Source organism: Bacillus sp. EKM202B (assembly GCF_011066025.1).
Classification (GTDB): Bacteria; Bacillota; Bacilli; order Bacillales; family Bacillaceae_G; genus Bacillus_A; species Bacillus_A toyonensis.
In genome coordinates this window covers 130006-150032 of record NZ_JAAMNK010000007.1, presented here as the reverse complement: position 1 = coordinate 150032, position 20027 = coordinate 130006, and the positions used below count along the sequence as shown (strand labels likewise).

Sequence of the window (20027 nt, the reverse complement as noted above, 5' to 3'; positions counted from 1 at the left end):
ATCTTGGTGAATTTTCAGGGTGAAAGTTAATGGTGTTCAAACCGTTTCTGCACTTGGGAAAAAAGGAGACAGAATTCCGGCTCCTTTTCCTTTTCTATCTCTCCGTCTCAAAAAACTCAATCCACTCCCCATCAGGGCCAGCGAAGAATATGTAACGTGTTCCATCTGGTAATGTTTCGATTTCTTCTCCTAGTAAAAATGTTACGCCGTGTTTTTGAATTCTTTCAATTTCATCTTCTAATGAATCCACTTTAAAGCAAATATGATGTACTTTTCCTTCTGCTGGAAGAGAAGAGTTATAACCTTCGATGAGTTCCAGTATCGTTTCCTTCGATTCTTCCACACCTAAAAAGGCGAGTTTTAAATCTGGATTCGGGTGCCCCATACGTTTAATGAGCTGTAAGCCGACTACTTTTTCATAAAAAGTAATAGATGTTTCTAAGTTTGCAACCATAAGTCCAACGTGTTCTATTCTTCTAACTGGCATGTAGATTCCTTCTTTCTGAAAATTTTATATGTAAAATGATATTGAAAATTAAGAAAATAAGCAAGATAAAAACCTTACAAATTTTAGCGTGTTATATGGTATAGTGAGAAAGTATGTTTGGGGAGAAGGAAGGAGATTATACGATGAATACACCTACTCAAACTCCTTCATTATCGGCAACGATGAAAGAGTGGCATTATGCATTAGCATATGAAATTAAACATTGGAAAACGATAGGTGGTAGTAAAATTTCTATCATGAACGGTCGTTTTTTATATACAGATTATGAAAATACAGTGTATGTATTTCAGTTTATTTCGGAAGTAAGCTTACCTGAAGGTTCACCAATTCGAATTGAGTTCGATGGTGAGGAAGCGACAGGGGAAGTATTATCTGTACATGGATTAGAAATAGAACTGAAATTAAATGATTATATACAAGGTGAAATAAGAGAAGCGGTTTTATATAGTGAACCGTGGCAATTGTTAGAGCAACTGCAAGAGAGATTGAAAGAAGCACATAAAGATAAGCTAAAACGTAATCGTATAAAGCGTCTTGTTGATGGGACGAGCAGTCCGAAACATATTGAGAAGATGAAAAATCCGAAAAATGAATTGGCGTATCGTTCATTTTACAATCCGACAACGTACGTATGGGGACCGCCTGGAACAGGGAAGTCGTACAATTTATCACGTATTATTTCGGCTCATTACCAAAAAGGAAAATCGGTACTTGTGTTAGCTCATAGTAATGCGGCAGTGGACGTATTAATGAGTGAAGTAACGAAGCAAATTGAAAAGAAAAAGAAATGGACGCCTGGCGAAATTGTTCGTTACGGTTATAGTCAACATGAACATATACGAAATCATGAAACGTTACTTGCGTCGAAGTTAGTTGAAACGACGAACGGATCATGGGGTGAGGAAAGACTCTACTTAGAAGAAACACGCCAAGAACTTCGTGAAAAAATTTTATCGTATAAAGCAACATCTGCTGATAAGAAGCGTATACAAGAGATTGAAAGTGATCTTCGAAAGCAAAAAGCGAAAATTAAAGAAGTAGAAAAAGAATATATTGAAAATGCGAAAGTAATTGGTGCGACTTTATCAAAATGTGCAATTGATTCACTTATTTATGAGCGTACATTTGATTTAGTTGTCGTAGATGAAGTGAGTATGGCGTTCGTTCCGCAAATCGCATTAGCTGCTTCACTCGGAAAACGTATCGTCGTTTGTGGTGACTTTTTACAGTTACCTCCGATTGCGATGGCGAACCATGAACTCGTTCGCAAATGGCTCGGCGAAGATATGTTTTATCATGCCGGCATTGTTGATTCTGTAAATAAATCAGAAGCACATCCCAACCTTTTTATGTTGCAGGAACAAAGGCGTATGCATGCGGATATATCGAAGTTTACAAACTCATTTATTTATAAAAATAGAGTATACGACCATCCGTCTGTTTCAGAGCGTAAGGAACTTGCGCAGCTACAACCGTTCGCAAATGAGGCAAGTGTTTTATTTGATACGAGCTTAATGGGAGCCTTTTCGTTAAAGGACGCTGCTTCTGGTTCTCGATTTAACATTATGTCTGGTTTAGTAGCGATGCAAATGATGTTAATCGGACTGTTAGATGGTGTTCAATCGATCGGTGTGGTTACGCCTTACAGGGCGCAGTCACGCTTTTTATCAACATGTATCAGGGAAATGTTGCAGAGAACGAAATATCAAAACATACCAGTTTTAGCGGCGACAGTTCATAAGTTTCAAGGTTCTGAAAGAGATATGATGATCTTTGATACAGTTGATAGTTATCCACAAGAACGACCTGGCGTGTTATTCTTTGACCATAAAAACCATCGCCTCGTCAATGTAGCAGTAACGAGAGCGAGAGGGAAGTTCATTCAATTATCGGATTGCCATTATATGCGTAAAAATCTTTCGAGAAAACAAGCGTTATCACAATTAACAGCTCATATAGAACGTCACGGGGATGTGTATGATCGCACGACATCCAGACAAGTATGGGAGCGGAAAATATCGAAACGATTACGCTGGTTTATGGAAATGAATCCGGAGGAAACGAAAGGGCTATTAAAAGATATTTTAGCCGCAAAACGAAAAATCATTATTTCACTTCCAAGTACGAAGCAAGTAGATAAACGAGTATGGCAAGCGTTAATGCGTACAAATGCACAAATAACGGTTTATAGTGATGGACCAGTTCCATTAAAAAACATAAAGTTACAAAGACAAAATAAAGCATTCCCATTTGTATTAATCGATGATGAAATCTTTTGGGCAGGGGCACCACTCACATCTCAAATGATGTTTGAAGGTAGTACGGAATTTCCGTACATATGTGCAAGACTACAAGCACCTGAGACAATTGGTGTATTAAAAGGATTTTTAGATATTCGGTAAATTCGGATAGGAATTCCTTGACTTTTGTTTGGAATGAACTTAGAATGAAAATAATTTAATACAATTTTATGAAAATTCTTATCACGAGAGGTTGAGGGACTGGCCCTATGACACCTCGGCAGCGGATTCTTTACGAATACTGTGCCAATTCCAGCAAGGTAACTTGAAAGATAAGAAAGAAGCTCATTTTGACTGTATATACAGAAGCCTCTTTCTATCTTTTAGAAAGAGGCTTTTTTACGTGAAAATAAAAGGAGGAAGAAAAATGGGAGCGACAGGAGTAACGTCACAAAGAAAAACAATTGAAGAGAGCATAGAAAGAAATAAGGAAAAGTACATAAAAACAAGTCATGATATTCATGCGAATCCAGAGATTGGTAATCAAGAATTTTATGCATCAAGAACGTTAAGTTTATTACTAGGTAGTGCTGGTTTTCAGCTGCAGCATAATATAGCTGGGCATGAAACAGGTTTTATCGCACGAAAAAGTTCAGGAAAACAAGGACCAGTTATCGCATTTTTAGCGGAATATGATGCTTTACCAGGACTCGGTCACGCGTGTGGTCACAATTTAATTGGCACAATTAGCGTTGCAGCAGCAATCGCATTATCAGAAACGCTTGAAGAAATCGGCGGAGAAGTTGTCGTGTTTGGAACACCAGCAGAAGAGGGCGGGCCTAATGGTAGCGCAAAGTCGAGTTATGTAAAAGCTGGGTTATTTAAAAACATTGATGCGGCGCTTATGATTCATCCGAGCGGAAAGACAGCGACGACGAGCCCTTCACTAGCAGTCGATCCACTTGATTTTCATTTTTACGGAAAAACAGCTCATGCCGCTGCTTCACCTGAAGAAGGGATTAACGCATTAGATGCGGTGATTCAGCTTTACAACAGTATTAATGCACTTCGCCAACAACTTCCCTCAGACGTGAAAATTCATGGCATCATTACAGAAGGCGGAAAAGCACCTAACATTATTCCTGACTACGCCGCAGCAAGGTTCTTCATCCGTGCAGCTACGCGAAAAAGATGTGCAGAAGTAACAGAAAAAGTAAGAAATATAGCACAAGGAGCAGCGTTAGCAACAGGTGCAAAAGTAAAAATTCATCAATTCCAAAATGAAATCGATGAACTACTCGTAACAAAAACATATAACGACATCGTAGCGGAAGAACTAGAACTACTAGGTGAAGAGGTAAATCGTAAAGAAAGAATCGGCATCGGCTCAACCGACGCCGGAAACGTCAGCCAAGTCGTACCGACCATTCACCCGTACATTAAAATAGGTCCAGATGACTTAATTGCGCATACGAAGGAATTTAGAGAAGCAGCACATTCAGAACTAGGAGATAAAGCGTTAATTACATCGGCAAAAGCATTAGCAAATACGGCGTATCGATTAATTACGGAAGAAGGGTTGTTAGAGAAGGTGAAGGAAGAGTTTAGAGAGGCGCAGAGGAATCAGGGATAAGGGGATTAAGGTGCTCTTTTCGAATAGCAATCTAATTAATAAGTAGAGATATAAAAAAAGAACATTGAAATATCAATGTTCTTTTTTGTTTACTAATCATTGATTTTGTTGGTTTTTCTCATAAAGGAAAAACTTTTACTGTTAGCGGGAGATAATACGTATCCCTTTATCAGAACGACAATTTCTCCTCAAACTCACTCTTTAAAACAATTAAAGGAGATGATAATCCAAATTGCATTAACGAGTCTAAAAATGTAGCGAGAGAATCCATCGAATCGCTCATGACCTTCATCATATAATTAAATTCCCCGCTAATTCGATATAAATCTGTTACTTCAGGAGTGGCATTACAATATTGGATAAAATCAGAGCATTGGCTCGTTTTAAACATGATGAATGCTTGAATGTTTTTATTAATTTTGGAAGGCTCAAATTTTGTTCGGTAAGCTGCGATAACTCCTTGATCTTCAAGTTTATTAATACGCTCCTTTACAGCAGGTTGCGTCATGGATATAATCCGTCCTATTTCTGAAACAGAAATTCTTGCATTTTCATACAACAAGTTCATAATTTTATGGTCGATTTCATCCAATTTTACTGCGTTTTGCATTGTGTAGCCTCCTTATTTTATTTTTTAAGTGAATCACAAATTATAACTATAATATCATAAGTGAACGAACTAAATTACCTATAAATCTATATTTAAAATGATTGGTGTTTGCATGAAAATATAAGTATAGGTTTTTATCAAACGGAAATTTAGGAAGGATGGAAAAAATGAAGAATCTTGATGGGAAAGTAGCGTTAGTAACAGGAGCGAGTCGCGGCATTGGCCGTGCCATTGCAATGAGATTGGCGAAAGATGGTGCATTAGTTGCGATTCACTACGGCCGAAATAAAACAGCTGCAGATGAAACGATTAGTGAGATTGAATCCAATGGAGGAAAAGCGTTCATAATTGAAGCTGAGCTCAATTCAATGGATGGTGTCAAAAAGCTAGTAGAACAATTAAAAAATGAATTACAAATAAGAGTTGGTACATCAGAGATTGATATTTTAGTAAACAATGCAGGGATAGGTACACAAGGAACGATTGAAAATACGACAGAAGAAGTTTTTGATGAAATTATGGCCGTAAATATTAAGGCGCCATTCTTTTTAATTCAGCAAACATTACCGTTACTACGAGCAGAGGGGCGCGTTATTAACATTTCATCAGCTGAAGTAAGACTTGGTTTTACAGGATCCATTGCATACGGTTTAAGTAAAGGTGCACTAAATACGATGACACTTCCTCTAGCTAAACAACTTGGAGAAAGAGGTATAACAGTGAATACAATTATGCCTGGATATACGAAGACTGATATGAATGTGAAATTGCTAGATAATCCGGAAATACGAAATTTTGCTACGAATTCATCTGTGTTTGGACGAATAGGACAAGTTGAAGATATTGCAGATGCAGTAGCATTCCTTGCTTCTTCTGATAGCCGCTGGGTAACGGGGCAGATTATAGATGTTTCTGGAGGGTTTTGTTTATAGGGGCACTACTCCATACCCATCAAGCTAATCAAGTAAATTACTAGATATGAAACAATCCTTGTTTCAGTCTGAACAAGTTATCAAAGGAACAGTAGAGTCTATTTGTGGCGCTTAGTGCGCTCTTTTTTCGCATTATTTTTGTACCAATCATTACAATAATGAATAAGGAGTGTTTTTATGCCATCGATTATTTATTAGCTTTAGTAATCTTTTGTATGACTACATCAGAATTTATGGTTGCAGGTATGATGAATGAACTTGTTCTTGCATTCCAAGTTTCTGTATCATCTATTGGGTATTTAATTTCAGCTTATGCAGGAGCAATGGTAATAGGAGGCCCCATTTTAACTGCAATCCTCTTACGGATGCGCAGCAAACAAGCATTATTGTTTTTAATGTTCGTATTTTTAATTGGTCAATTGCTCGGAGCTATTGCTTGGAACTATAATATTATGATGATTTCACGTATTATAACTGGTATTGCTTCAGCTTTTGGAGTTGCAATTTCCTTTTCTGCAACATTGGTTCACTCTGATTCAAGGGGAAAAGCTGCATCAATTGTACTTGCAGGTTTAATGTTCGCAACTGTATTAGGTTTACCTATAACAACCGTTATTTCGCAATATTTTGGCTGGCGTATTAGTTTTGGGGCAGTTTCGGTTCTTGTGCTAGTATCAGGGATTATGATTCAACGGTTGTTACCATCATCTTCAAATAAAGAGCAATTAAATTGGAAAGACGAACTTCTGCGATTTAAGAATATTCATCTTTGGGCAGCGTACGTAACAAGTATGTTCATTATTGGCGGTACGTTTGCAGCATTTAGTTATTTCACTCCGATCTTTACAAATGTCACAGGCTTTTCAAGTGCAAGTACGCCATCCTTTCCTATGATTCTACAGAAAGAATAGCGTATTTTTTCATTTTAAGGAAATTTAGTTTTACTAACTGTACCACACATCCATCAACTTAAAGGACTATTTTTGAACTTGATTTTTATGAAATATGCACCCGGAAATTTATAGTAATAATTCTAATGTTACCTCTCTAGTTAGTAGGATATTTTTTCTTAATATATGCATACTAAACATACTATAAAAAGTACATAGAAAGTGAGAGAATCATGGCTAAATTTTTGAGGCGTTTAAAATATAGAGATAATCCTAAGTCATTTCCAATACGAGACAATACTCATTTTCAGGAAAAAAATATTGAAGACGCCCTCTTAGACGCTGATTTAACCAAAAACATAGCTAATATTCAGAATATATTTCGTCAAGCACCTGATTTAGTAATTCGGCGGTTTCAAATAACAGTAGATGGATTAGAAGCAGTTTTAGTATATTTGTCTGGATTAACAGATAAAGAATTGATTCAGAATCATGTTCTAAGTCCTTTGATGAATAGTGATTTTAATACCAATACAGAACTTCCAATTCCATTAGGACAAATTAAGATTATTAATACATTGAGTCAGATTGAAAATGCTATTTTTGGGGGAGATAGTGTTTTATTAATTCACAGTCGAACAACAGCACATCAATTGGATACAAAAGGATGGCCACAAAGAAGTGTTGAAGACGCACATAACGAAATAGCTCTAAAAGGTGCACATCAAGCATTCATAGAAACTGGAAGTCAAAATATCGCAATGATTCGAAGATATATTCCCCATCGTGAATTAGCGATAAAAGAAATAGTAATTGGTGTACGGAGCAAAACCCAAATTTCTATTTTATATTTGAAAGATGTAGCTTCTGAAGATGTGCTGAAGGAATTAGAAACACGAATTCAAAATATTACAATCGACGCTGTTGCTAGTAATGGCGAACTTATAGAATTCATTGAAGATCACCCTTATTCACCGTTTCCGCAATTTATATTAACTGAAAGACCCGATTTGGCAGTATCTCACATTTTACAGGGCAGATTTGTAACTGTAATGGATCATTCGCCTAATGTGTTAATTACTCCAACAAATTTTATTTCCTTTTTTCAAGGAGTGGATGATTACGGTACAAGGTGGTTAATTGCTTCGTCCATTCGGGTGCTTCGTTTTATCGCCTTTATGATTGCTTTATTTTTGCCTGCGAGTTATGTTGCGTTTATCTCCTTTAATTTTGAGGTTATTCCTGTAGAACTGTATTTATCTATTGCAGAATCGAGAACGCGCGTTCCTTTTTCTCCAGTTATGGAAGCATTACTCATGGAAATAACATTGGAAACGATGAGAGAAGGGGCTTTAAGGATACCTACTCCAATCGGTCAGACAGTTGGAGTTGTAGGTGGTATTGTTATTGGACAGGCGGCTGTTCAAGCGGGAATTGTAAGCAACATTATGATTATTGTTGTCGCTGTTACCGCCATCTCTTCTTTTGTTATACCTAACTATGATATGGGAGCGGCAGTAAGACTTTTACGCTTTCCATTGATGCTAGCAGCTGCCTTATTTGGAATTGTTGGAATTGTTATCGGGTGGATGACTTTAATTGGACATCTATGCAGTCTTAAATCGCTAGGTACTTCTTACGGAACCCCATTAGCACCGTTTCGCTTTGCAGATATGAAAGATGCTTTTGTGCGCTTTCCTTTATGGACAATAAGAAGGCGCCCTAAGGGGAATGGAACCATTCAATCTATTCGACAAGGAAAGAATCATAATAAAAGGTGAAATTATGGAAAAGTATTCCAATGATAAACTCACTCTTATGCAGTATATTATTTTAATCAATGGGGTGCAGGTGGGCACAGGCGTTTTATCGCTTCCACGTGTGGTTGCAGAAAAAGCTGGAACGGACGGATGGATAGCTATATTGATTGGTTGGATATTCTCCACAATATCAGGAATATTTATAGTGAAAATTGCTGCAAGATATCCTGGAGACACGATTTATGACATTCTTATACGATTGTTTGGAAAAATAGTAGGGAAAGCTTTCGTTATTATTTACATGATGTACTTCGCTTTTTATTCTTGTATCGTTCTTGTAAACGCTATGCTTTACCTTAAGGGATGGCTTCTCCCGAAAACACCTGACTATATCGTTATCTTTTTATTTTCGATTCCTACCTATTTTGTTGCACGTAACGGTCTTAGCATTCTAGGACGATACTCCGAACTTTTTTTTATATGGCGCTTTGGATTCCAATATTTTTTTAAATCCCTCTTAAAGGGCACGGAAGTTGGATGCCCTTCTTTCCAATCTTAAAAGAAGGGTTGAAACCTATTTTAACGGCTGTACCAAGCACTGTTTTTGCCTATTTAGGCTTTGATATTGCTTTCTTTTTATACCCATTTTTACAAAAAAAACAGTATGCAGTCCATGGAATGGTTATAGCAAACACCTTAACGATGTTATTTTATTTATTTGCTACTATTGTTTGCTTTGCCTATTTCAGCCCTGATAGCATTACGCAATATAATCAACCGGTACTAAATTTACTGAAAGTAATTGAATTTCGTTTTTTAGAACGTTTTGACATGATTTTGTTGGCTGTTTACTTAACCGTTGTTTCCACATCATGGATTCCTGCCTTATACTGTTCTGTATTTTGTTCAAGCCAATTACTTGGAAAACAAGATCACAGCTCTCATGTAGTTGTTCTCTTATTGCTTATTATCGGATTCATATTTTGGACTCATCCTAGTTGGAATGAAGCCGAAATTTGGCAACAGGTATTATCCAATGCTGGATTAGGATTAACCTATATATCACCTATTATTTTATGGCTATATTGCTGTCTATATGAGAAGTTTCGCAAGGGGAGGATACATTGATATTGAATAGAAAAGTACTATGTTTAATGTTGTTATCGGTGTTCATGATGACTGGATGCTTTGATCAAACAAATGTTGAAGATGTTTCCCTTACTCTTATTCTCGGTATCGATTTAGATCGTAATGATAATTTATTAGTGTATATATCAAGTCCTGTTTTCAATAAAGAAGCAAAAATAAAGGAAGAAACTGCTGGTGTGAAATCTGCTACGGTTCGAAAATCTAGAGACCAATTTGATGCTACTGTTATGGCGCTTACCGCGGGAAGTAAAACACAGATTTTTTTAATTGGAAAAAGGCTACTGAAACAAAAAAACTGGGAAAAGTACCTCGATCCATTTTACCGAGATCCCAAAAATACAGTTACCGCAAGGGTTATCGCTGTAGATGGACCTGTTTCGGATGTCATCTTCCATAGCCCAAAAGATAAACCGCGGCTTCCTATATATTTAACGAAACTAGTTGATACCGCAGCTTTAAGAAACATCACAGTAAAAACAACGCTTCAAGAATTACATGAGCAAAGAGTAGACAAAGGGGTAACAGCAAATATTACTGAGATGAAAAAAAAGAATAAAATATGGGTGACAGGTACAGCGTTATTAGATGAAAAGGGAAGGTATAAATTAACGCTAAAACCTGATGAAAACAAACTATTACGCATTTTGCAACAAAGAACTACAGGTGAATTTTCATTTACAATGCCAATTAAAATAAAGGCGGATAGCCAAGATAAAGATTGGATAGGTTTTACTGCCTATAATGTTGAAGTAAAGACAAAGACAAGATATGATGAGCATTTTATATTTAATGTAGATGTAAAGATGAGAATTGGTATTACAGAACGACTTTTTTCCTTTAATACAAGAAAGGACGCAACAAAATTACAAAAGGCAATTGAAACCAAGCTTGAAGCTGATTTCAAGCAATTAATACAAAAAATACAAACCGCCAAAATTGATCCTATTGGGCTTGGAGAATATGCAAGAACTTACACATATCCAGAATGGAAAAAAGTCCAAAATAAATGGAATAATGAATTAGCAAAGGGTGATGTAAACGTCAAGGTTAACATTAAAATTGGCGGAATGGGAACGATTAAGTAACATGAATTCAACTGTGATTCGTACTAAGGTTGCAAGTACTGTCTACTTTAGAAGGAGAAATATCTTTAATAGGAGTACCGCCACATCGCTATCAACCTAAAATTTTATAGTATCCCCAGAACGCAATGTTGTGTTAGCTTGTAACAAAAACGCTCATTTTTTCGTTTTGGGGGTATTTGCATTTCTTAGCTTGATGGTGATGTGACGGTACCACAATCGTAATTTATATGAAAAGAACTCCTCAACAGATGAAAGAGTTCTTTTTTATTTTCACATTCATTTTTCATCTTTCATTGATTAATAGACATTCCAACAAATACCTCTAAAAAGAACATAAATTCGTAAATGATCAGAACAAACTTTCAAAAGATCCTTACACAATCTATTACCATGCGTACTACTCAATAGGAAAAAATGCCTGCCACTCCCTGAGAAATGTCGAATCTGCAAAATTCATTCAACATTTCCAGGATAATGACAATGGATTATTTTTATAATTCTATTTTCTGGTCACCACGTTTCTCTAGGTTTTTAGCAGTTTTACTTTGGGCAACATCTTTTTGGTCTTTAAAGGTTCCCATGAGAAAATCATAGGCTGGATTCGTAACACCATACCAGTAATTTTCATTTTTGAAGTGATGCCATAAATGAACTTTTTTCATCCATCGCCCCCATGGTGATATTGGTTGAAGGGGGCGATGCGCGATATAATGCTTCCACTCATAAAATAATAAAAAGAGCATAATACCTGCAATAAATGCGTTTGTCATGACAAAGCTGGATGAAAGAAAATAAAAAATCGCTCCTGAAATTGCAATGTTTGGCACACTATACCATAAGGGTAAAAATAATAAATGTAATTCATTCGGATTTGTATGATGGTCATAATGTAGGCGCTTAAGCGTTTTTAATAAAAATGCATTCTTTGGTGGCTTTAGATGAAAAATAAACCTGTGAGTAGCGTACTCAGCTAAGGAATACATAATCATTCCAAAAATAAAAGCACCCCAAATTCCGATAGAGGTTAAATGTAAAATCATAAATCCAAAGCTAGTGAGGAAAAGACAGCTCATAATCAAAATATCAGGATAGGAAAAATATTCTTTGAAATATTTTAGTTTCATTTATCACGCCTCCAGCTTTCTTTATTTTTTTCTATCTTTCCAAAGAGCCAAGCTTTTCTCCAATGTTGTCTTACACAATCTTTCTGCTTCAATCGCATCTCCCTTTAATGCAGCTTTTAATAAATCGTGATAATAGTTGAAGGATAACTCACGATGATCTTTTACAGAAAAATACCTTTTTGCCATATCTATATAAATGGAATCAAAGCTATTTAAAATGAGTAGAAAGATTGGATTGGCAGCAAGCCCAGCACACCTTTTTTGCAAATCCCAATCAAATGCTGCATAGCTTTCTGCACTATTTTCAAGTTGCTCAAGATTAGCAAGGAGAGCAACCACTTTAGGTTGATTAAACGTAACAGCATTACGAATATAAGTCGGAGTCAACGAACTTCTAAATTCTAATAAATACATAATAAATTCATCTGTAATGGTATGATGATTCTCAACAATATTAATAAGTGTCGTTAGATTACCATTGCTCCAATAATCATTAATGATCGATGGCATTCCTTTTCTCCCTGTTATCCATCCACTTCTTCCTAAACGTTGAAGCGCCTCACGAATAGTTGGGCGACCAACACCAAATTCTTTCGCAAGCTCTCTTTCCGGCGGTAAAGTGCTTCCTATAGAATAAACACCGGCCAATATGGATTTAATTAATTCGTTCACAATTTTATCTGAGGTGCGTTCCTTTTCTTTCAAGTCATCGTCTCCTTTATTTTATGGTAATACATGTTCAAGACATTGGTAATACCAAAATTATATAATGAATTTGAATTTTCTGTCAATGATAAAGGAGTGAATTTTTATAATTAGGATTGTCGAACTTTCTATATATTTCTATGAAAAGAATAGTTTATTTTCATTGCTTTCGCGCTCAATTTCTTTAATTTTAAGAAAATTTATTTATCAATCCGCTATTTTAGAAAAAGGAAAAAACCATCACTATAGAACCAGGAGAAGATCCATTTTATTTATGATTAATGACAATGACAAGATAGAAAATTATGAACTGGAAGGTGTAAAGTTCACCTTTGCTAAGATGACTGGAAGGAATATAAAGGGGATGAAAATGATTGTTCCTGCAAAAGGAAAGGACAATACCTATCAAGTTGTAATTATTGAGGATGTTTTAAATAAAGCTGAATTAGAAAAGAACTTCTAAATTGGACTGAGGAAATTTAAGATTCCTAAAATAACTAAGATCTAATTAACCATAGAAATATAAAATTCCCATTTTGGGCGTACTTCAGAATATTAGCTTGATAGCGATGGGGGAGCACCACATCACCATCAAGCTAATGCTTTCATATCCTCCTAAATTAAAATTTTCTTTCTCTACAGATAGCTATTCTGAGAAGCCGCTCATTTTTTCGTTTTGGGGGCATTTCTTTTTCTTAAGTTGATGGGCATGTATGGTGACTTCTATTAGACGATAGTGAATTAACAATTTCGGGGTTCAGTTCAACTTTATTCAAAATAAGATTTTTTTGCAGTAAAATCAATGTTAGTGGAAATTTTTTATCAAATTTTTTTCTAAATTAACATAAATACTTGCAATGTTTAAATTAGTACTATATAGTTCTAGTTATGACAAAGGTAAAATTAATGAATCAAAAACGTGTGATTGAAGTAGCTGCAACATTATTTTTAGAAAAAGGGTTTGCTTATACAAGTATGGATGAATTAGTACGTGTAAGCAAAGTTTCAAAGTCTAATGTGTATTATCACTTTTCTAATAAGGAAGTATTATTAGAAGGGGTCGTTGATTATTGGATTGAAATGTATCAATCTGCAATTGATGACGTACTTTCTCAGAACCAATTTTTAGTTGAAGATCGTATCCAACTGTTTTTAAAGCAATTATCACAAGGAGTTCAATCGAGAGAGTATAAGGGGAGCTGTCCATTTATTACTCTTTATATTCAAAGTCCTAAACAGGCCACGCAAATAAAAGAAAAAATAGGTCTTTTTTTTACAGGATTACAAAAGAAAGTTTCTCTATTACTTAAACAAGGGGTAGAGAATGGAGAATTCAGAAATACGATTCATATTGATGAGGTTGCATCACTGTTTATTACAAATCTTGAAGGAGCGTTATTTATTTCAGAAACATTGAAAGATGCAACTGTAATCACGAAAACAGCAGATCATTTTTTAAAATTGCTTCGATAAAAGAAGCATTTTTTTTACATCAAATTAGTACTGAGTAGTACTAAAAAGGGGGATTTTATATGAGAACAGTATTTTTAACTGGTGGAACAGGCTTTATTGGAAAGCAATTAGTAAAAGAATTAGCCAAAGAGGATGTTAAAATTCTTCTTTTAGTAAGGTCGAAAAGTAAAGCAATACGCATTTTTCAAGAAAGAGGCATCTTAAAAAAGGCAGTTATGCACTTTATTGAAGGTGATTTGACGAAAATAGATTTAGGTCTAAGTGCTGAAGATAAGGAGAGGGTATTGAAAACGGATGTGATTATTCACGCAGGAGGCCCCATGGATATTCAAGCGACAAGTAAAGAGGCAGCTTCCGTATTTTTAAATGGCGCCAAACATATTAGTGAATTAGCTAAAAGTATTCATCAATTGAAGGGCTTGCAACAATTTATTCATGTTGTAGGTTATATGAGCCCCTTTGATGATAAAAATAGCAAGATTGCAATTGATGTGTTTAAAGAAGGAAACAATTATTTGAAAATAAAAAATCCATATGAGAGAACAAAATTTTTAGCAGATCTTTATATCCGTCACCAGGCATCAGCAGTAGGTTATCCGCTTTCTGTAATTAATCCGCCAACTGTAGTCGGTAGTAGTAAAACAGGGAGTACAGAGCAGATAGCAGGATTAGGTTTGCTTGTGATGAGCATGCGAAGAGGGCTCATGCCAGTGATTCCTGGGGGTAAGGGATATAGGTTACCACTTATTTCAAACGATGAGCTTGCGAAGTTTATTGTGCAGGTTTTCAGATTGGAACAACCGACTATTCAAACATATACACTTGTTGAAGACAAACAGCACGATCAGAACATTGCTGAATTATTAAGTATTATGTCGGAAAGTATGAATATGAGGGCACCAAAAATCTCTGTCCCAATGCCACTTATGAAAGCAATTATGAATAGTGGAGTAAGTAAAATAACAAAAATTCCTTCTGATGGACTGAATTTTATTACAAAACGAAAATTTTCAAATGTTTCAGCGAAAAAAATTATGGGAGGAGATTGGTTTAAGAAGAAGAGTGTAATGAAATTTTTCCCTGCCGTAGTAGCTGATCTGGATTATCGAATGATGTATCAAAATGGCCAGCATAATCATTTATTTAAACGAACATTATGCGATAACAATACCCTTTACCAATTACAAGGAGAGGGTAAACCGTTTATTTTATTACATGGTTTATTGAGTGATGGAGAGGATTTATTTCCTTTAGCACATGAGCTTCATGAAAAAACTGGTCAACCTGTATGGATCTTGGATCTTCCAGGTTTGGGACGTTCTCCTTTTAAACAAGAGAAAAATCTTCTAGGTATCTATTTGAATGTAGTGAAAAAGTTATTGGAGAAAGCTACTAATGGTGCACATCTAATTGGCCATTCATTCGGTGCGTTTATTCTTCTGGAAGCATTGGTACAAGAGTACATAGATAAGAAGTATGCAATCACTTTACTTCAGCCACCTGTTGCTAAAAAAAATGCTAAATCGCTAAATGTTCCTCAATTTATGAACAAATGGACATTAAAATTGGCAACTACTAATTTGATAGGGCGTTATTTATTAAGTAATGGTTTGTTTGAAAGTATGGAGAGCATCCCTGAACATTATATTGAAAAAATAAGTAACAGTTTTACTTCTCCTAGAATTTTAAATACTACGGTTCAGCTTAACAGTTTACTAGTGAAAAACGATCAAGGTGATTTCAATGAAGTAACAAAGTATAATCTTCACATTATTTGGGGGGATTATGACAGAGGCTATTCTGCTCCATCGCATCTTGGTAAGGTTGATTTTGTTCCATATGGCCATCATTTTCCTCTTAGCCATCCGAGTGAAACGGCAACATTAGTAATAAAAAATAGTAATACTAGCAGATGAGAGTGTGGGATAAATAAAAAGTGTGTAGTAAGATCGTTGTGTCTTTGAAATAAAATCGTACTGTTTCGGATCCCACCCCATCACCATCAAGTTAAAATTTTATAATGCTCCAAAACGAAAAATTTGAGTCTTTTATAGCAATGAAGTTCATTTTATCGTTTTGGGGCAACCTAATTTGTTAGGTTGATGGACATGGGGTGGTACACCTTATAGATATTTTTACGTTTTTAATTTTTGTATTGACCTTAAAGTTACTTCAAGGTTTATGCTAAAGACAATTACATAAAAAGCTTTTTTATGTCTATATAATTAATCATAAGGTGAGGAAAGTCATATGGGTATATACAATAGGAAAAATTTAGCTTTAGTTTTAGCATTATTTAATGTATTTATCGTATTTTTAGGAATTGGTCTTGTAGTTCCTGTAATGCCATCTTATATGAGGGCATTACATTTAGGCACTGACACTATGGGATATTTAATTGCTATGTTTGCATTTTTTCAACTATTAACATCTCCTATTGCCGGAATATGGGTAGATATATTTGGTCGAAAAAAAATGATCATAGCAGGGTTAATTCTATTTTCCTTTTCTGAATTTTTATTTGGAGTTGGAAATCAAATATGGGTATTATTTCTTTCTAGAGCACTAGGAGGTGTTAGTGCTGCATGTATGATGCCGGCAGTCACTGCTTTTATAGCTGATACAACATCATTAGAAAACAGAGCGAAAGCATTAGGGTATTTATCAGCAGCTATTAGTACGGGATTCATTATTGGACCTGGTATTGGTGGCTTTATATCTGATTTTGGTATACGTGCACCGTTCTTTTTTGCAGCAGTAATTTCTGGTATTGCTGCGTGTTTTTCAGTATTCATTTTGAAAGAACCTGTATCTAAAGAACAACGAATTAAAATGCAAGATAACAAAATACAAGTTAGTTTTTTAAAAGAAATTAAACAATCTTTTCACCCTTTATATTTTATCCCACTATTACTTGTTTTTGTTTTAGGATGTGGTTTATCAGCTTATGAACATATGTTTAGCTTTGTTGTTGATAAAAAGTTTGGTTTTACACCTAAAGATATATCAATAATTATTTCAGTAAGCGCCATATTAGGAGTAATAGCACAAATCATGTTCTTTGAAAAATTAGTAAAAAAATTTGGTGAAAAAGGAATCATTAAATATAGCTTATTCATAGCTGCTATAATTATAGTTGTATCTACATTTGTCGGTAATTATTGGATGGTCGCGATTTTAACGTTTATCATCTTTTTGGCATTTGATTTACTTCGACCAGCAATTACAACATTACTTTCTAAAATAGCTGGAGAAAATCAAGGATTTATCGGAGGGATGAATTCTACTTATACAAGTCTCGGGAATATAATAGGGCCAGCAACGGGAGGCGTTTTACTTAATGTAAATGTTAATCTACCATATATTTTTGCAGGATTAATTCTTACTATTGGATTTGGCATAACTGTATACTGGTCCAAATATATAACAAAAAACAACAGAGATACATTTCCAATGCAATCCTAATCTTATTGACAGGGTTCTATTTAAACCCAAACCAGAAAGCTTACGTTTTTATTTAATAAATCCCTTAAGTTGATGGGCATGGGGTACCGCCAACGAGACACGAATTTTGCACACTAAACAAAAAAATAAGCTGTCCACATGGCCAGCTTATTTACATAATTCTCGTTCTCGGAAGTTCTACACTTTATGTTCGGGATGGAAATCTAATGAATTAGTTCAGATTACGAAGGTCAGGCGTAGTGTTTTAATATAGAGTTGGAGTCGGAGGAGAACAATGGAAGGAAACAATATCGTTTATAGCAACCGAATAATGATTCCATCTTCCGCCGAAAAACCTATAGCCATAAATTCTTTCGTGCCCAATAGTCGTCAAAAAAAACCAGAAGTTGTCTCCGTTTCTAAGCGACAGATATGTGAATCGAAATAAACAATTTTGAAGACCCCAGGGACTCTGGGCATAGAGTGGCATTTGTCGTATATATACCATGATTTGAAGTTCACTCCTTATTTGAAATTAGACTTATAACTAATTTTATGCTCAGGGTCAAAGTTTAGATTGGATGTATGCCTAGTAGCCTATTTAAATTCAATTTTGAATGTATATAGTATACATGTTAGGTTTACATAACGTCTCATTATCGGTAGCAAGTTTTTCATAGAATCCTTGTTTTTACTAAATTTTTTGTCTCTATGTCTATCTATCTCTTATACAAGATTTTATACATCATTGATATAGCGGGGATTCTAGGGATCTTCGCTATTCTTTTTTGCATAAAATCTTGTATAGAAAAGTAGTTAGACTAGTGTGTTTTACTTCGGTTCATTTCAAAATATAATTGAAAATTCATCTTTAAATTAAAAAAAGAAGGTGTTACCTTTATATATTAATAACTTCGAAATATTGTATAACAGAAAATTTTTATGCATTATGATTAGCATTGTTTATTGTGCTAACGAATCAGGATAGTGTGGCGACCGACTAAATAGTTGCTTATCCTCAATTATTAGAAGGGAAGTTCTATCATTTCGCGAATTGATTAGACATAGACGAGTGCTATAATTTTCTATATCTACATAAAGAGGTGACTACGCATGAATCAAAGACCGTCAGAAGAAGAATACGCCGGGGGCTCCGGCGAATATATCCGTTTGGTGCCGGACGGTAACATCATCGACATTCTGCTCGCCCAGGAAAAGCAAATGACCGAGCTCCTGGCATCGTTGACCGAAAGCCAGGCCGCATATCGGTATGCGGAAGGAAAATGGACGCTGAAAGAAGTCGTGGGCCACATTGCAGACGCGGAACGCGTCATGACCTACCGCCTGCTCCGGTTCGCAAGAGGGGACCAGACGTCTCTGACCGGTTTCGATCAGGAATTGTTCATGCCTCCTTTCGGAAGCTGGACAACCGCGCAATTGGCCGAAGACTACCGGGCCGTACGGCAATCAACGATCACATTGCTGCGCGGGCTACCGGCGGAGGCGTGGACCCGCAAGGGCACAGCCAACAACCTAAGCATTACGGCGCGCGCCCTCGCGTACGGCATCGCAGGACACGAACTTCATCACATGGGGGTCATCCGAAACCGGTACTTGAGTTAATCATCAGCTGAGACCTCTGGAATGGAACAAACACCTCTCATACAACCTTAGATACCGTTCTTATTGGGGTCCCGCCCCACAACCATCAATTTAAGGATTTAGACTATTTTTGAAATTAAAAGCACGTTACTATTCTCTTATGTTAATGAGAAAGGGTGACGTGCTTTTTATGAATATGCACCAAAAACAAGAGTTATATCGATTTTTTTCATTTGGGGGTATTTGTTTTTCTTAGCTTGATAGTGATGGGGCAGTACTCTATAATGGTCAAATTAAAATTAAAAACAGTTATAAAGACTCCATTCCTCCGAAATATTGTAACTATTAAGTTGTAAAAAGAACCGTAGTTTTTCACTTTTGAAAAAGCTATGGTCTTTTTAATTGTAGCAAAGATATGATGCGAGGGAGGTTTTTATAAATCAAAAAAATTTGATGAATCAGTTGCATAAAGAACTAAACAGTGTATATACTATAAACATCAAAAAAAGTTGATGAAGGGAGAGTGAACTAAAGTGGCACAAGATTTTCATCTCTATGAGAAAAAATTTAAAGCGTTGGCAGATCAAAAACGTTTAGAAATCATGTATGAGCTTTGTCAGCGAGGCCAGACGTGTGTATGTGATTTAACTGAAGTTTTTGAAATGACACAATCTAAGTTGTCCTATCATTTAAAGATTTTATTAGATGCAGGTTTAATTGTAAAAGAAACAAAAGGTACGTGGAGTTATTATGATTTAAATGATGCGGAAGTAAATAATTTATTATCAGAAGAATTGTGTTGTATCTTTAGAAAAACAGGCAAAGGTAGCTGCTGTTAAAATTTTAATTTATTAATCAAAAAAAATTGATTA

The 20027-nt window shown here is 35.5% G+C and carries 16 protein-coding genes, 1 pseudogene and 1 riboswitch; of the genes and pseudogenes, 13 read left to right on the top strand and 4 right to left on the bottom strand.

Annotated elements, in window-relative coordinates; all coding sequences use genetic code 11:
* Nucleotides 1-94: 94 nt before the first annotated feature.
* On the bottom strand, nt 95-487 hold the full coding sequence (locus G9F74_RS11675; protein ID WP_001145291.1) for a VOC family protein: 393 nt from the start codon (nt 485-487) through the stop codon (nt 95-97).
* 113 nt (nt 488-600) lie between these two features.
* On the opposite strand from G9F74_RS11675, the gene G9F74_RS11670 reads away from it, so the two are divergent.
* Both G9F74_RS11670 and G9F74_RS11665 read left to right on the top strand, forming a co-directional pair.
* Nucleotides 601-2910 (top strand): AAA domain-containing protein, encoded by a 2310-nt coding sequence (locus G9F74_RS11670; RefSeq protein ID WP_016108753.1) that lies wholly within the window; start codon nt 601-603, stop codon nt 2908-2910.
* Between the two features lie 75 nt (nt 2911-2985).
* Nucleotides 2986-3087, top strand: a riboswitch (SAM riboswitch).
* Nucleotides 3088-3175: 88 nt separating this feature from the next.
* Nucleotides 3176-4381: a M20 family metallopeptidase gene (locus G9F74_RS11665; protein ID WP_016108752.1), complete on the top strand. Its 1206-nt coding sequence runs from the start codon at nt 3176-3178 to the stop codon at nt 4379-4381.
* A gap of 169 nt (nt 4382-4550) precedes the next feature.
* Here the strand turns inward: G9F74_RS11665 and G9F74_RS11660 are convergent, their stop codons facing one another.
* Nucleotides 4551-4991, bottom strand: coding sequence for an Lrp/AsnC family transcriptional regulator (locus tag G9F74_RS11660; protein ID WP_016108751.1), 441 nt, complete (start codon nt 4989-4991; stop codon nt 4551-4553).
* Nucleotides 4992-5158: 167 nt separating this feature from the next.
* On the opposite strand from G9F74_RS11660, the gene G9F74_RS11655 reads away from it, so the two are divergent.
* From G9F74_RS11655 to G9F74_RS11635, 5 genes and pseudogenes are all read left to right on the top strand, one after another.
* Nucleotides 5159-5923: an SDR family oxidoreductase gene (locus tag G9F74_RS11655; protein WP_000792646.1), complete on the top strand. Its 765-nt coding sequence runs from the start codon at nt 5159-5161 to the stop codon at nt 5921-5923.
* Between the two features lie 158 nt (nt 5924-6081).
* The gene (locus G9F74_RS11650; RefSeq protein WP_080119780.1) at nt 6082-6834 is read left to right on the top strand and encodes an MFS transporter; all 753 of its coding nucleotides are present in this window, start codon (nt 6082-6084) and stop codon (nt 6832-6834) included.
* A 212-nt stretch (nt 6835-7046) separates the two neighbouring features.
* The gene (locus G9F74_RS11645) at nt 7047-8594 is read left to right on the top strand and encodes a spore germination protein (protein ID WP_016108749.1); all 1548 of its coding nucleotides are present in this window, start codon (nt 7047-7049) and stop codon (nt 8592-8594) included.
* A 4-nt stretch (nt 8595-8598) separates the two neighbouring features.
* Nucleotides 8599-9701 (top strand): annotated as a pseudogene (locus tag G9F74_RS11640) (GerAB/ArcD/ProY family transporter).
* 2 nt (nt 9702-9703) lie between these two features.
* A complete protein-coding gene (locus tag G9F74_RS11635; RefSeq protein WP_033668594.1) occupies nt 9704-10807 on the top strand; it encodes a Ger(x)C family spore germination protein in 1104 nt (367 codons plus the stop codon).
* A gap of 491 nt (nt 10808-11298) precedes the next feature.
* Here G9F74_RS11635 and G9F74_RS11630 read toward each other — a convergent pair whose 3' ends face one another.
* Together G9F74_RS11630 and G9F74_RS11625 are read right to left on the bottom strand one after the other, a co-directional pair.
* Complete coding sequence (locus G9F74_RS11630) at nt 11299-11931, bottom strand: sterol desaturase family protein (protein WP_000770118.1); 633 nt, start codon at nt 11929-11931, stop codon at nt 11299-11301.
* A gap of 21 nt (nt 11932-11952) precedes the next feature.
* On the bottom strand, nt 11953-12636 hold the full coding sequence (locus tag G9F74_RS11625; RefSeq protein ID WP_016108745.1) for a GntR family transcriptional regulator: 684 nt from the start codon (nt 12634-12636) through the stop codon (nt 11953-11955).
* A gap of 274 nt (nt 12637-12910) precedes the next feature.
* Here G9F74_RS11625 and G9F74_RS11620 point away from each other — a divergent pair, with 274 nt between their 5' ends.
* From G9F74_RS11620 to arsR, 6 genes are all read left to right on the top strand, one after another.
* Entirely contained in the window at nt 12911-13099 is a 189-nt protein-coding gene (locus tag G9F74_RS11620; protein WP_016108744.1) for a hypothetical protein, read from the top strand.
* A gap of 443 nt (nt 13100-13542) precedes the next feature.
* The gene (locus tag G9F74_RS11615; RefSeq protein WP_001072318.1) at nt 13543-14109 is read left to right on the top strand and encodes a TetR/AcrR family transcriptional regulator; all 567 of its coding nucleotides are present in this window, start codon (nt 13543-13545) and stop codon (nt 14107-14109) included.
* 59 nt (nt 14110-14168) lie between these two features.
* Entirely contained in the window at nt 14169-16025 is a 1857-nt protein-coding gene (locus G9F74_RS11610) for an alpha/beta fold hydrolase (RefSeq protein WP_016108743.1), read from the top strand.
* Between the two features lie 334 nt (nt 16026-16359).
* Nucleotides 16360-17574, top strand: a complete 1215-nt coding sequence (locus tag G9F74_RS11605; RefSeq protein WP_016108742.1) for an MFS transporter — start codon at nt 16360-16362, stop codon at nt 17572-17574.
* A gap of 1092 nt (nt 17575-18666) precedes the next feature.
* Entirely contained in the window at nt 18667-19176 is a 510-nt protein-coding gene (locus tag G9F74_RS11600) for a DinB family protein (RefSeq protein WP_016108741.1), read from the top strand.
* Nucleotides 19177-19688: 512 nt separating this feature from the next.
* Nucleotides 19689-19994 carry an arsenical resistance operon transcriptional regulator ArsR gene (gene arsR, locus G9F74_RS11595; RefSeq protein ID WP_000046005.1) on the top strand — a complete coding sequence of 102 codons (306 nt, stop codon included), beginning with the start codon at nt 19689-19691 and terminating at the stop codon, nt 19992-19994.
* Nucleotides 19995-20027: the final 33 nt, after the last annotated feature.

Coding starts and splice junctions, on each gene's coding strand:
- G9F74_RS11615 (WP_001072318.1), top strand. CDS start 13,543: ATGAATCAAAAACGTGTGATTGAAGTAGCTGCAACATTATTTTTAGAA.
- G9F74_RS11670 (WP_016108753.1), top strand. CDS start 601: ATGTTTGGGGAGAAGGAAGGAGATTATACGATGAATACACCTACTCAA.
- G9F74_RS11630 (WP_000770118.1), bottom strand. CDS start 11,931: ATGAAACTAAAATATTTCAAAGAATATTTTTCCTATCCTGATATTTTG.
- G9F74_RS11620 (WP_016108744.1), top strand. CDS start 12,911: ATGATTAATGACAATGACAAGATAGAAAATTATGAACTGGAAGGTGTA.
- G9F74_RS11610 (WP_016108743.1), top strand. CDS start 14,169: ATGAGAACAGTATTTTTAACTGGTGGAACAGGCTTTATTGGAAAGCAA.
- G9F74_RS11605 (WP_016108742.1), top strand. CDS start 16,360: ATGGGTATATACAATAGGAAAAATTTAGCTTTAGTTTTAGCATTATTT.
- G9F74_RS11600 (WP_016108741.1), top strand. CDS start 18,667: ATGAATCAAAGACCGTCAGAAGAAGAATACGCCGGGGGCTCCGGCGAA.
- G9F74_RS11655 (WP_000792646.1), top strand. CDS start 5,159: ATGAAGAATCTTGATGGGAAAGTAGCGTTAGTAACAGGAGCGAGTCGC.
- G9F74_RS11675 (WP_001145291.1), bottom strand. CDS start 487: ATGCCAGTTAGAAGAATAGAACACGTTGGACTTATGGTTGCAAACTTA.
- G9F74_RS11645 (WP_016108749.1), top strand. CDS start 7,047: ATGGCTAAATTTTTGAGGCGTTTAAAATATAGAGATAATCCTAAGTCA.
- G9F74_RS11660 (WP_016108751.1), bottom strand. CDS start 4,991: ATGCAAAACGCAGTAAAATTGGATGAAATCGACCATAAAATTATGAAC.
- G9F74_RS11665 (WP_016108752.1), top strand. CDS start 3,176: ATGGGAGCGACAGGAGTAACGTCACAAAGAAAAACAATTGAAGAGAGC.
- G9F74_RS11650 (WP_080119780.1), top strand. CDS start 6,082: ATGAATAAGGAGTGTTTTTATGCCATCGATTATTTATTAGCTTTAGTA.